At 65.2% G+C, this 11,547-nt stretch carries 12 protein-coding genes and 1 pseudogene; 8 read left to right on the top strand and 5 right to left on the bottom strand.

Features of this window, described 5'->3' with window-relative positions; all coding sequences use genetic code 11:
- Nucleotides 1–205: 205 nt before the first annotated feature.
- From ABFO07_RS34795 to ABFO07_RS22955, 4 genes and pseudogenes are all read left to right on the top strand, one after another.
- Nucleotides 206–359 (top strand): annotated as a pseudogene (locus ABFO07_RS34795) (RHS repeat-associated core domain-containing protein); the annotation flags it as partial.
- A 610-nt stretch (nucleotides 360–969) separates the two neighbouring features.
- Entirely contained in the window at nucleotides 970–1,191 is a 222-nt protein-coding gene (locus tag ABFO07_RS22965; protein WP_150998675.1) for a hypothetical protein, read from the top strand.
- A 167-nt stretch (nucleotides 1,192–1,358) separates the two neighbouring features.
- Nucleotides 1,359–1,922, top strand: a complete 564-nt coding sequence (locus ABFO07_RS22960; protein ID WP_059881010.1) for a hypothetical protein — start codon at nucleotides 1,359–1,361, stop codon at nucleotides 1,920–1,922.
- 277 nt (nucleotides 1,923–2,199) lie between these two features.
- Nucleotides 2,200–2,463: a PAAR domain-containing protein gene (locus tag ABFO07_RS22955; protein ID WP_059566676.1), complete on the top strand. Its 264-nt coding sequence runs from the start codon at nucleotides 2,200–2,202 to the stop codon at nucleotides 2,461–2,463.
- A 57-nt stretch (nucleotides 2,464–2,520) separates the two neighbouring features.
- On the opposite strand, the gene ABFO07_RS22950 is transcribed toward ABFO07_RS22955, so the two are convergent.
- The gene (locus ABFO07_RS22950; protein ID WP_059881008.1) at nucleotides 2,521–3,789 is read right to left on the bottom strand and encodes a multidrug effflux MFS transporter; all 1,269 of its coding nucleotides are present in this window, start codon (nucleotides 3,787–3,789) and stop codon (nucleotides 2,521–2,523) included.
- Between the two features lie 154 nt (nucleotides 3,790–3,943).
- Nucleotides 3,944–4,903 (bottom strand): LysR family transcriptional regulator, encoded by a 960-nt coding sequence (locus ABFO07_RS22945; protein WP_059566678.1) that lies wholly within the window; start codon nucleotides 4,901–4,903, stop codon nucleotides 3,944–3,946.
- Between the two features lie 106 nt (nucleotides 4,904–5,009).
- Here ABFO07_RS22945 and ABFO07_RS22940 point away from each other — a divergent pair, with 106 nt between their 5' ends.
- Both ABFO07_RS22940 and ABFO07_RS22935 read left to right on the top strand, forming a co-directional pair.
- On the top strand, nucleotides 5,010–6,368 hold the full coding sequence (locus tag ABFO07_RS22940) for an aspartate aminotransferase family protein (protein ID WP_347469618.1): 1,359 nt from the start codon (nucleotides 5,010–5,012) through the stop codon (nucleotides 6,366–6,368).
- A 54-nt stretch (nucleotides 6,369–6,422) separates the two neighbouring features.
- Nucleotides 6,423–7,940, top strand: coding sequence for a CoA-acylating methylmalonate-semialdehyde dehydrogenase (locus tag ABFO07_RS22935; RefSeq protein WP_059566680.1), 1,518 nt, complete (start codon nucleotides 6,423–6,425; stop codon nucleotides 7,938–7,940).
- 121 nt (nucleotides 7,941–8,061) lie between these two features.
- Here the strand turns inward: ABFO07_RS22935 and ABFO07_RS22930 are convergent, their stop codons facing one another.
- Nucleotides 8,062–8,436 carry a COG4315 family predicted lipoprotein gene (locus ABFO07_RS22930; RefSeq protein ID WP_059566681.1) on the bottom strand — a complete coding sequence of 125 codons (375 nt, stop codon included), beginning with the start codon at nucleotides 8,434–8,436 and terminating at the stop codon, nucleotides 8,062–8,064.
- Between the two features lie 317 nt (nucleotides 8,437–8,753).
- Here ABFO07_RS22930 and ABFO07_RS22925 point away from each other — a divergent pair, with 317 nt between their 5' ends.
- Nucleotides 8,754–9,167, top strand: a complete 414-nt coding sequence (locus ABFO07_RS22925) for a helix-turn-helix domain-containing protein (protein ID WP_059881003.1) — start codon at nucleotides 8,754–8,756, stop codon at nucleotides 9,165–9,167.
- Nucleotides 9,168–9,209: 42 nt separating this feature from the next.
- Nucleotides 9,210–9,569, top strand: a complete 360-nt coding sequence (locus tag ABFO07_RS22920) for a DUF4180 domain-containing protein (RefSeq protein ID WP_059566683.1) — start codon at nucleotides 9,210–9,212, stop codon at nucleotides 9,567–9,569.
- A gap of 33 nt (nucleotides 9,570–9,602) precedes the next feature.
- Here the strand turns inward: ABFO07_RS22920 and ABFO07_RS22915 are convergent, their stop codons facing one another.
- Together ABFO07_RS22915 and ABFO07_RS22910 are read right to left on the bottom strand one after the other, a co-directional pair.
- On the bottom strand, nucleotides 9,603–10,535 hold the full coding sequence (locus tag ABFO07_RS22915) for a DMT family transporter (RefSeq protein WP_059961480.1): 933 nt from the start codon (nucleotides 10,533–10,535) through the stop codon (nucleotides 9,603–9,605).
- A gap of 54 nt (nucleotides 10,536–10,589) precedes the next feature.
- On the bottom strand, nucleotides 10,590–11,522 hold the full coding sequence (locus ABFO07_RS22910) for an AEC family transporter (RefSeq protein WP_347469617.1): 933 nt from the start codon (nucleotides 11,520–11,522) through the stop codon (nucleotides 10,590–10,592).
- Between the last annotated feature and the right edge of the window lie 25 nt (nucleotides 11,523–11,547).

The raw sequence follows: 11,547 nt of genomic DNA, 5'->3' as shown, positions 1-11,547 counted from the left end.
CAATGCCGCTCGGCGGTCATCGTTGATACAGGTACGGTTCCGCGGCACGCCTGCTAGTGCGAAATGCCTAGGAATGTCGGAGTGCCTTGCTCCGCAAGGCCCGAGAGTACGTCGGTCGACAAGCCATACCGCTCCGACGCGGAGAGTGAACTGCGTCGGTGCGGGAGATTTTGGCGACCGTAAGGCCATGGGTAGCGGCGACTAGACGGGGCTGCATTACAACCGGTGTCGGTATTACGATCCCAGTTCGGGGCGATTCATATCGAAAGACCCGATCGGGTTGGCGGGAGGGTTGAACGCGTTCCAGTACGCGCCGAACCCGGTCGGGTGGATTGATCCGCTGGGCTTGGCTAAGACAACATGCGACTTATATGCATTTGGTAATGCCAGTGGTCCGCGCGAACCTAGAATCCAGGGCGTTAACACAAAACCGGGACAAAACGCAGACTTGATTGCCGACGCAGCTGGAATGGTGGGGCCGACTACTGAAGGAGGAGCGTCGACATTCGGTGATGTCAAGAAGGCACCTATCAGTGGCACCTATCACAAGCTTCCAGCTGGATCGGAACTCCCAGATGGGATAGAGGTTGTTGCGGATGGCAAGGATGTTGGCGGATCGCATGCCGCAACTCACCATACAGTTTGTCCGTCTAAGCGAATGTCGGGATAGACATTTGTCGAGAAATTCAAAAATCTTTCTTGAATTAAGGCTGGGAAAAAGTAGCTATGAAAGATAAAGAAAGTGGATCGTGGAAAGATCTTAAAGAGGCTTTTCAGAGATACGTGAAATTGAGAGATCGGTTTGTAAAAAAGCCATCTGCTGTTGCCTTTGTTCAGGGAGCCTTTTTCGTGCCTGAGGAAAGGACTGTGGCCATCGATTTGGTGTCGAGCTATCCTGAGTCAGGGAGAGTCATTTTTTTTTAAGCAGCTGATCGCAATGTCAAGTTATGTAAATGGTTTCACGGAAGAGTGCAGAAATTTGATATTGGGCTGCCGCGCGATTGGGTGATGGAAAATATCGAGGCGGAAGTTGATGAGATGCTGGTTAATGGGGGTTATGAAGAATATTGCTGCTTGCTAGAGTTGTGTTGTGAGTTGGATCGAGGGTTGATGATTAAATTTGCGAAGCGTGCTCTGGATAGTTCCGACGAAGACATCAAGGATGCAGGTGCAGATTTCTTGTCCCGCTAATCTGACCGAGGTCGAGCAGTTCAGATGGGAAGCGATATCGCTTCAATGTGGCGGGGCAACTGTCGCGTATCAAGGATAACTGGTCAAGTTCTTCTTGGAATGGAGCATCTCCATCGGGGATTGATTATTTTATTTGTGGGGTTTTTATGAAAGTAAGAGTGGCTTCAATGATTGCTGGTCTGTCGGCGCTATTTGTATTCAATGTTGCGCAATCGGAAGAGCTGAGTTGGCTGGCAGACAAGACACTGTGCACTGCGAGCATGCCGGATAAATTCTATAAGCCCGATGGCAACGCGGATCTTTCGAAGTTGCAACAGCTTCGCAAGGTGGTCGGGGCCGGGCAGGCTATCGCAGACGGCGCAGAGGTGATATTCGGTGTGAAGCCGGGGGTGACGCTATGGGGCTTCTCGGTGGAGTCGGTCGTGTTGCTGAAAAACGCTTATCCCGCCGGATCCAGCTTGGCGATCGACGTCAAGGGAAATATTGAAGACGTCAAGGCAAAACTTGATCGGGCGCTGACGGGATACGAGCGTGCGGGGCCTTTCGTGAGTCGATTCAATGATGCGTCGCAAGGGGATTCGATTGCGTATGTGCGCTCGGTCAAGTACAACCCTGGCTATCTCGACCAAGGCTTGGACGAGAAAATTGGAACGTTTAGGGTATTCCTCAGCACGTCAAAAGGCAGTTCTGATTTTCGTACTTCCGTGTATTGTGCCGTAGAGCAGGAATGAGAGACTTTGAAGTGGCCTCGGGCGCATGCGTTGACAGGTCTCGCTCGAATACAGAGTGGGAATAGGTTGTACGCGGAGCTTTAAGCGCCGACGGAAGCGGGCTGAAAATTGATAAACCCTCGGTAAGAAAGCGCCGCTCTCGCAACAATGTGGATATTCCCATTGCTTTCGGACGTCGGCAAATTCGGTGCTCTGCAGCATCGAGATCAGCGCAACAGCCACTCGCTGAGACCTGAAATACGTGGCCTAAAAATGTGAATTTTCCCGGAGCAAACCCGTGACTTCAATTGCATGCATCGGCGACCCAACCACCCACGGCGGCTCCATCATCACGGGCTCCGACACGATGGACGTGATGGGGCGCAAAGCTGCCCGTCGCGGCGATCTGGTGTCGTGTCCGATCGAAGGGCACGGCGTGAACCCCATCATTGAAGGATCGGACATGATTCTCGACAATGGCGTTCCTGTCGCCCTGCACGGTCATCGGTGCGCGTGCGGCTGCCAGTTGATCGCATTCGGGGCCGACGCGACTATTGAATAAGCGCGCGCATTATCGCAGAGCGGGGCGCACATACGTCCCCAGTGCCGCCCATGCAACTCACGCTGCCTCACGGTTCCCACGCGCCGCTACACCACCCGCCTGCTCCTGCTGCGCAAGATGCCGCAGCAGCTTCGTCACCATCACGACCACCGTGACCGCAAGAATCACGAAGAACACCGCGAGCGGCGTCAGCACATGCACCGACACGAAGCCCGCGAGCCCCATCATCGCCGACGACACGAGCAGCAGCGCACAGCCGAGGATCGCGCTCGTCAGGCCCGCGATGTGCGGGAACAGCGAATTGCCCTTGGCCATCAGCGTCGGATACATCGCGCCGGCGCAGAAGCCCATCACGAGCACCGGCGCGGCGAGCGTCCAGACCCGCAGGCCGACCGTCAGCGCGAGCACGAGCATCGCGATCGCCGCGGCCGCCATCACGCGCACGCCGATGTGCAGCCGACGCTCCGGGGACGGCAGGCGCGGGCCATGCACGCGGTTCGACAGGCCGCCGAGGAAATACATCATCCCGATGCCGAGCGCGAGATAGCCGAAATAGGTCGGCGGCTTGTGCAGCGTGTTCTGCACCATGAACGGCCCGACGATGTTGAACACGAGCAGGATGCTGTAGCACAGCCCCTGCGCGAGGAAGCAGCTCTGGAACACGGGGCTCGACAGCACCTTGCCCGTGTTCGCGATCAGCGTCCGCGGTTCGAGCCGCACCGGCCGTGGCAAGGTCTCGCGATAGCGCCACAGCACTGCCCACATCAGCAGCGAATAGACGAGCAGGAACACGAGGCACGCCTGCCAGCCGAACCACGTCTGCAGATGGGCGCCGATCACGGGCGCGACGATCGGCGCGAGCCCCCATGCGATCGACATGTAGGTGAACGCATGCAACAGCGCCTGGCCGGTGAACGAATCGGTGATGATGGCCTTCGCCATCAGGTTGGTGGTCGCGATGCCGAAGCCCTGCAGGCAGCGGGCCAGCAGAAACGTTTCCAGGTTCTGCGCGCCGAGCGACAGCAGGCAGCCGATCGTATAGACCACCAGCCCGAAAGCCAGCACGCGTTTGCGGCCATAGGCGTCGGCGATCGGCCCGAACACGAGCTGGCCGAATGCGTAGGCGGCCATGTAGCCGGATACGCTCGACTGGATCGCCTGCGGCGACGTGGCGAAGTAGCGCGCCATCGCGGGCAGCGCGGGCACGTAGATGTCGATCGCGAGCTGCCCGGCGGACGCGAACAGGCAGATCAGGAACAGCAGGAAGCGGGGGGCGTTCGGGCTGCGCGCGGGCGCGGCGGCAGGGTCGGGAATCGTGTGGCTCATGACGGCATCGGAAGAACGGACGCCGGCGGCACGAAGCGATCATGTTCGAGTATCGAACGCGTGTGCGGCCGGCGTCATCGGCGGAACGTATTGTGCCTGCTGTCGCGACAATTGACGCGATAACCTTTGCATGCGCAAGGATTGACCGCCGCCGTCACGCGCCCGCGCCATTCTGCCGCCCGGCAGCATGCGCGGCTTCCAGGCACGACTGGAACAACAACGCCGCCCTTGAAGGCCGCGGCGAGCGCCGCAACAAGCTCACGAACCGGCACCGGTAGTTGAACCGGTGCGGCGCAACCGCCTGCATCAGTCCCTTGTTCTCGAAGCTCTCCGCGTAATGATCCGGCAAAAAGCCGAGATACCGCCCGGACAGGATCAGCGTCGCGATCGACTCCTGGTCGGACGCGGTCGCGCTGCGCGTGAGCTTCGCGCGATGGCTCAGCTCCATGTTCGGCGAATGGAAGCCGAGCCCCGCGAACGCGTGGTGGCGGATCGTCGTCCACGTGAGCTTGCCGTGCGGCGCGTCGAACAGCGGGTGCTGGCGGCCGCAGTACAGCAGCATCCGCTCGTCGAACAGCTCGGCATACACGAGGCTGCCGGAGCTGCGGTGCGCCGGGATGATCCCGACCTGGTAGCTGCCGTCGATGATCCCGCGCTCGACCTCGTTGATCGACGCGACGTGCAGGTTCAGCGCGACATCCGGCGCTTCGTCGGCGAACTGGCGGATCGCGTCGCCGAGGCGCGCGTTCGGGTTGGTCGCGGTCTTGTCGAACACCGCGACGTGCAGCTCGCCGCCCATCCGGTCGTGGATGCCATCCACCCGGCTGCGGAACGCCTCCATCGACGCGAGCAGGCGCAGCGTCTCCTCGTAGACCGTCTGGCCCTCGGGCGTCAACGTGAAGCCCGCGCGGCCGCGCCGGCACAGCACGAGGCCGAGGCGCGTCTCGAGATCCTTCACATGCCGGCTGATGGTCGAGATGCCGATGTTCAGCTCCAGCTCGGCCGCCGCCATCCCGCCGCACTGCACGACGCCCTTGAAGACCCGCAAGAGGCGCAGGTCCATGTCGCTGAGCTGGCCGAGCAGCGCGCGGCTCTTCGGTTTCTTTGCTTGCATAGTTGCGCAAGTGAACATTGATATTGCGATATTCAAAAGACTAATTGGCGTGCCGACAATGCGCAACATCTACCCAGGAGGAGAGGCGCGCCGCGCCGACCGACATATGACCGACACCCTCACCGCTGCACAACAGGACAACGCGACCCTGCGCACCGATGCCGCGTGGCTCGACGCGCACTGGATGCCGTTTACCGCCAACCGCCAGTTCAAGGCCGATCCGCGCATGATCGTGTCGGCCAAGGGCGCGTATTACACGGATGCCGAAGGCCGCAAGATCTACGACGGCCTGTCGGGCCTCTGGTGCACGGGCCTCGGCCACGGCCGCACCGAGATCACCGAAGCGGTGAGCCGCCAGGTCGCGCAGCTCGACTACGCGCCGGCGTTCCAGTACGGCCACCCGAAGTCGTTCGAGCTCGCGAACAAGATCAAGGACCTGACGCCGGCCGGCCTCGACTACGTGTTCTTCACGAGTTCGGGCTCGGAAGCGACCGATACGTCGCTGAAGCTGGCGCGCGCGTACTGGCGCGCGAAGGGCAAGGGCACCAAGACGCGCCTGATCGGCCGCGAGAAGGGCTACCACGGCGTGAACTTCGGCGGCATCTCGGTCGGCGGCATCGGGCCGAACCGCAAGCTGTTCGGCCAGGGCATCGACGCCGATTTCCTGCCGCACACGCAGCTCGCACAGAACGCGTTCTCGCGCGGCATGCCGGAACACGGCGCCGAGCTGGCCGATCGCCTGCTCGACCTGATCGCGCTGCACGACGCGTCGAACATCGCGGCGGTGATCGTCGAGCCGTTCGCGGGCTCGGCGGGCGTCATCGTGCCGCCGAAGGGCTATCTGCAGCGCCTGCGCGAGATCTGTACCGCGCACGACATCCTGCTGATCTTCGACGAGGTCATCACGGGCTTCGGCCGCGCCGGCGCGCTGACGGGCGCGGAAGCGTTCGGCGTGACGCCGGACATCCTGAACATCGCGAAGCAGGTGACCAACGGCGCGCAGCCGCTCGGCGCCGTGATCGCGAAGAAGGACATCTACGACACGTTCATGGCCGCCGGCGGCCCCGAGTACATGCTCGAGTTCCCGCACGGCTACACGTACTCGGCGCACCCGGTCGCGTGCGCGGCCGGCGTCGCGGCGCTCGACGTGCTCGTGAAGGAGGACGCGATCGGCCGCGTGCGCGAACTCGCGCCGCATTTCGAGGCGGCCGTGCACGGGCTGAAGGGCCAGCGCCATATCGCGGACATCCGCAACTGCGGGCTTGCCGCCGGCCTGACGATCGCGGCGCTGCCCGGCGAGCCGGCGCGCCGCCCCTACGAGATCGCGATGCGCTGCTGGGCGAAGGGCTTCTACGTGCGCTACGGCGGCGACACGATCCAGCTCGCGCCGCCGTTCATCTCCGAGAAGCGCGAGATCGACAACCTCGTGAACGCGCTGTCCGACGCGCTGAACGAAGTGGACTGAGCCGCGCCGCCGGCCTGCCGAACGACTGACCGAATTCACGAACGAGCCTCGACGATGAAACACGATAGCAACGTCACTTCCACCCTCGGCCACCTGATCGACGGCAAGCGCGTCGATGGCGGCAGCCGCGTGCAGCCGGTGTTCGATCCGGCGACCGGCGCATCGGACAAGAGCGTCGCGCTCGCCGACAAGCCGACCGTCGAGGCCGCGATCGCGTCCGCGCAGGCCGCGTTCCCGGCGTGGCGCAACACGCCGCCGCTGAAGCGTGCGCGCGTGATGAGCCGCTTCAAGACGCTGCTCGAGGAACACGCGGACGAGCTGTGCGCGCTGATCACGGCCGAGCACGGCAAGGTGCTCGCCGATGCGATGGGCGAGCTGCAGCGCGGCATCGAGAACGTCGAGTACGCGACCTACGTGCCCGAGCTGCTGAAGGGCGAGCACAGCAAGAACGTGGGCCCGGCGATCGACTCGTGGAGCGAGTTCCAGTCGCTCGGCGTCGTCGCGGGCATCACGCCGTTCAACTTCCCGGTGATGGTGCCGCTGTGGATGTGGCCGATGGCCGTCGCGTGCGGCAACACGTTCGTGCTGAAGCCGTCGGAGCGCACGCCGTCGTCGACGCTGCGGATGGCCGAGCTGGCGCTCGAGGCGGGCCTGCCGCCGGGCGTGCTGAACGTCGTGAACGGCGACAAGGAAGCGGTCGACACGATCCTGACCGACCCGCGCGTGAAGGCGGTGAGCTTCGTCGGCTCGACGCCGATCGCCGAATACATCTACTCGACCGGCTGTGCGCACGGCAAGCGCGTGCAGGCGCTCGGCGGCGCGAAGAATTTCGCGGTCGTGATGCCGGACGCCGACATCGACAACGCGGTGAACGCGCTGATGGGCGCCGCGTACGGTTCGTGCGGCGAGCGCTGCATGGCGATTCCGCTTGTCGTCGCGATCGGCGACGAGACGGGCGACCAGGTCGTCGCGGGCCTGAAGGCCGAGATCGCGAAGATGAAGGTCGGGCCGGGCAGCGGCGCGGGCGTCGACATGGGCCCGCTCGTCACGCAGCAGCATTTCGACAAGGTGACGGGTTTCGTCGAGGCCGGCGTCGCGGCCGGCGCGAAGCTGGTGGTGGACGGCCGCGGCGTGAAGGTGGACGGGCACGACGGCGGCTACTACCTCGGCCCGTGCCTGTTCGACGACGTGAAGCCCGGCATGCCGATCTACCAGCACGAGATCTTCGGGCCGGTGCTGGGCGTGATCCGCGTGAAGTCGCTCGACGAAGCGATGGCGCTGATCGACGCGCACGAATACGGCAACGGCACGTGCCTCTTCACGCGCGACGGCGAGGCGGCACGCTACTTCAGCGACAACATCCAGATCGGCATGGTCGGCATCAACGTGCCGCTGCCGGTGCCGGTCGCGTATCACTCGTTCGGCGGCTGGAAGCGCTCGCTGTTCGGCGACCTGCACGCGTACGGCCCCGACGCGGTGCGGTTCTACACGAAGCGCAAGACGATCACGCAGCGCTGGCCGTCGGCCGGCGTGCGCGAGGGGACGGTGTTCAGCTTCCCGTCGAGCCGCTGACGCGGCGCGGGAGCGTGCGCGCCGCCTGCCCGGGCGGCGCGTGACGCGAACGATCGATGAAAGCCTGGCCGGCGCGATCCGGCCAGGCTTTTTTTGCGTCGGGGCTGCCGGGGGCTGGCGCTTACGGCGCCACCACGTGCCACATGTCCTTGAAGTTGTCGCCGTTGCGGTCGCCCTGTTTCATGTCCTTCGAGAAGAAATACAGCGGCCGGCCCTTGTATGCCCATTGCTGCGTGCCGTCGTCGCGCTTGACGATCGTGTACGGGCCGGCCGGCACGTCGTTCGCGCTGGCTTTGTACGGCGGCCAGAAGCTTTCGCACTGGCCCGTGCACGCGCTGGTGCCGGCGTTGGGCTTGTCCTTGTCGAACGCGTAGACGGTCATCCCGTTCGCGGCGACCAGCGCGCCGTTTTCGACCTTGGTGATGGCGTTCTGGGCAAGGGCCGACGCGCAAGCGACGGCGAGCAGGGCGGAACTGGCGAGACGCACGGTTTTCATGGTTGCCTCCTTGTTCTTCAGCGGTTTCGCGGGTGGCGATCGCGACGGGCGGGATCGCGTTCCGCACATGCCGTGATGCGGCGGCGCGCGGCCGGCCGCGCGAGCGACGGTGGAGCGGGCCGCTCGCCACGGGCGTGCTGCCTTCACGATAGGCGGTTTTTGGCGGGAGCGTGAATGTGCACGCCGGTGCGCCCAGGCCGTTTCGCGGCGGCGCGGGATTGGACGAATCGGCCGATTCATGTCGAAGATATTCCTTATTGTTCCTTAAATGAATTATGATGCGGGGCAATAAGGAACAAATTCGAGGGCCACCCGGCGTGCTGGACGATTTCCATACGGTCGACGAAGCGGCGCGAATCCTGCGCGTTCACCCGAAAACCATTCTTCGCTTCATCCGCGACGGCAAGCTGAACGCGAGCCGCGTCGGCAAGGCCTACCGCATCCGGCGCGCCGATCTCGCGGCCCTCGCCGGCGAGGCGCCCGAACCGGCGCCCGTGCGCGTCACCACCGCCGTCGACGTGCCCGATGCCGGCCCCGCGCTTCATCAATACGTGGCGCGCAGCCTGCAGGCCGTGCTGAACAGCCGCACGCAGCGCGATAGCGCCGTGCATCTCGAAGCGATCCTCGATCCCGAGCTGGGGCGGATCAAGATCGTCATCATTGCGTCGCTTGGCGACACCGCCGCGCTGCTTCAAACACTCGATACCCTGCTGCAATCGTTTCGCGGCTAAGCGTGCCGCGCACTTTCGTCAACACAACCCGGAGAAACGAAGATGTCTGCTGACGTGCTGACCCTCGGCGAGCGCCGCGTGCTCGTCTGCCCGCGCCACGTGATCACGCTGGCGAGCGAAGCGGATGCGGTCACGCTGATCGGCGACGCGTGGAGCCACGAGGCAAGCTGGGTCGCCGCGCCCGTCGAGGCCGTGCATCCAGACTTCTTCCGGCTCGAAACCCGCGTGCTGGGCGGCATCGTGCAGAAGTTCGCGAACTACGGGATCGGGCTGGCGATCGTCGGCGACATCGACGGCTGGCTTGCGCGCAGCCAGGCGCTGCGCGCGTTCGTCCACGAGAGCCGGCGCGGCGGCACGGTGCGGTTCGTCGCGAATCTCGACGCGCTGGCCGCCGGCGCGTGACGTGCGAACGGTGGGGCGAAGCGCGGCCGCGCGTCAGCGGCCGACGCGATTCGTCAGCATCACGCCGGCAATCACGAGCACGCCGCCGGCCACCATCGACGGCATCAGCGTTTCGCCGAGCAGGCAGATCGACAGCAGCACGCCGAACACCGGCACCAGGTTCGTGAACACCGCGGTGCGGGCCGGCCCCAGTTCGCGGATGCCCTGCGAATACCAGACGAATGCGACCACCGTGCCGATCGCGCCGAGGTAGGCCATCGCGGCGGCCGCCTGCCAGGTCGGGTGAAAGCCCGTGCTCGCGTGCGTGTCGAACAGGCTCGCCACGCACAGCAGCGCCAGCCCCCACAGCGCCGCGCACGTGGTCGACGCGAGCGGCGAAAGCCCTTCGAGCGCATAGCGGCCGATCACCGTGTACGCGGCCCAGCTGGCGACCGCGCACAGCATCGCGCGCTCGCCGTCGCCGAAGGTGCTGCGCAGGTCGGTGAGGGCCGCGAGCAACTCGCCGCGGCTGATCACGACCAGCGCGCCGAACAGCGCCAGCGCGATGCCTGCCCAGCGGGCGGGCGACAGCCGCTCGCGGAACACGATTGCCAGCAGCAGCGCGGTCGCCACCGGATTCAGCGCGACGAACAGCGCGGTGCGCCCCGCCGGCATGCGTGCGAGCGCCGCGAAGAAGCTGATGTTGTAGAGAAAGATGCCGGTCGCGCCGAGCGCGAAGGTGGCCAGCAACTGCCGGCGGTTCAACCTCGGCAGGCCGCCTTCGAGTTTCCAGGTCAGGCCCCCCAGCAGCAAGGCGGCAATCGCGAAACGTCCGGTCGCGGCGCTCGTCGCGGGCAGCGAACCGGCGAGCACGCGGCCCGCGATGAAGGTGCCGCCCCAGAACAGGGCGACCAGCGTGAGCTTGGCGTACAGCGCGGTGTGCGACGGCGTTTTGGCCGTGGCGGCCGGGATGGCGGGAGCATTCATGGATTCGGCAACGGGGTGAGGCGGGAAGGCGGGTCGGGGAAGGTCCGGGCAACATCAACGGAACGTCGGCGCCGCGACGAGCATCGTCATCACGATCGGCATCGCGATCGTCGCGAACAGCGTCTGGAACGCGGTGATGCCGGCCATCAGCGCCGCATCGCCGCCGAGCTGGCGCGCCATGAGGTATGACGCCGACGAGGTGGGCAGCGCCTGGAACAGCAGCGCGACCGTCAGCGCGGCGTCGCTCAGGCCGAACGCGTGTGCCGCGACGAGCGTAAGCAGCGGCATCGCGAGGAACTTGAACGCCGACGCGATGCACACCGGCTGCATCCACGCGCGCGCGGCGTCGAATTTCAGCGCGGCGCCGACGCACAGCAGCCCGAGCGGCATCGATGCGGCGCCGAGCGCGCGCACGGCCGGTTCGACGGCAGCCGGGAACGTCACGCCGCCGGCCTGCATCGCAATGCCGAGCGCACACGCGATCACCAGCGGATTCGACACGATCTGGCGCATGAGCGCGGCGGCGCCCAGCCGCGTCGCGCCGTAGCGGGCGAATACCAGCACGCACATCAGGTTGACGGTCGGCACGATCGCGGCCACGCACACGGCCGACAGCGCGATGCCGCCGGCGCCGAACAGGCCGGCCGCGAGCGACGTGCCGACATAGTTGTTGAAGCGCACCGCGCCCTGGAACACCGACGTGAAGCCGGCGCCGTCCACGCACACGAACGGGCGCGCCAGCACCAGCACCGCGGCGGCGGCGACGGTGGCGCCCACCAGCGTGCCCGCGAGCGGCAGCACGGCCAGCGATTGCAGCCGGGCGCCCGCGAGCCCGTGCGCGAACAGCGCGGGCAGCAGCACGTAATAGCAAAGCCGTTCGGCCTGCGGCCAGAACGCATCGGCGACGAAGCCCGAGCGCCTGAGCCCGTGGCCGAGCGCGACCAGCAGCGCGACCGGCGCCAGCGCGAGCAGGATGGCCGGGATCATCGCCGTGTGCACGGGCCGGCCGCGC

It is taken from the genome of Burkholderia stagnalis, from assembly GCF_039848545.1.
In the GTDB taxonomy this organism is placed as follows: domain Bacteria; phylum Pseudomonadota; class Gammaproteobacteria; order Burkholderiales; family Burkholderiaceae; genus Burkholderia; species Burkholderia stagnalis.
Note: the sequence above shows the minus strand (reverse complement) of the source record. Positions and strands in the feature narration are given on the sequence as shown.

What these genes read in the sequence shown, in the direction of transcription:
- ABFO07_RS22950 (WP_059881008.1), bottom strand. Translation starts at nt 3,789, where the DNA reads ATGAGCCACACGATTCCCGACCCTGCCGCCGCGCCCGCGCGCAGCCCG.
- ABFO07_RS22930 (WP_059566681.1), bottom strand. Translation starts at nt 8,436, where the DNA reads ATGAAAACCGTGCGTCTCGCCAGTTCCGCCCTGCTCGCCGTCGCTTGC.
- ABFO07_RS22910 (WP_347469617.1), bottom strand. Translation starts at nt 11,522, where the DNA reads ATGATCCCGGCCATCCTGCTCGCGCTGGCGCCGGTCGCGCTGCTGGTC.
- ABFO07_RS22960 (WP_059881010.1), top strand. Translation starts at nt 1,359, where the DNA reads ATGATTGCTGGTCTGTCGGCGCTATTTGTATTCAATGTTGCGCAATCG.
- ABFO07_RS22915 (WP_059961480.1), bottom strand. Translation starts at nt 10,535, where the DNA reads ATGAATGCTCCCGCCATCCCGGCCGCCACGGCCAAAACGCCGTCGCAC.
- ABFO07_RS22940 (WP_347469618.1), top strand. Translation starts at nt 5,010, where the DNA reads ATGACCGACACCCTCACCGCTGCACAACAGGACAACGCGACCCTGCGC.
- ABFO07_RS22945 (WP_059566678.1), bottom strand. Translation starts at nt 4,903, where the DNA reads ATGCAAGCAAAGAAACCGAAGAGCCGCGCGCTGCTCGGCCAGCTCAGC.
- ABFO07_RS22935 (WP_059566680.1), top strand. Translation starts at nt 6,423, where the DNA reads ATGAAACACGATAGCAACGTCACTTCCACCCTCGGCCACCTGATCGAC.
- ABFO07_RS22920 (WP_059566683.1), top strand. Translation starts at nt 9,210, where the DNA reads ATGTCTGCTGACGTGCTGACCCTCGGCGAGCGCCGCGTGCTCGTCTGC.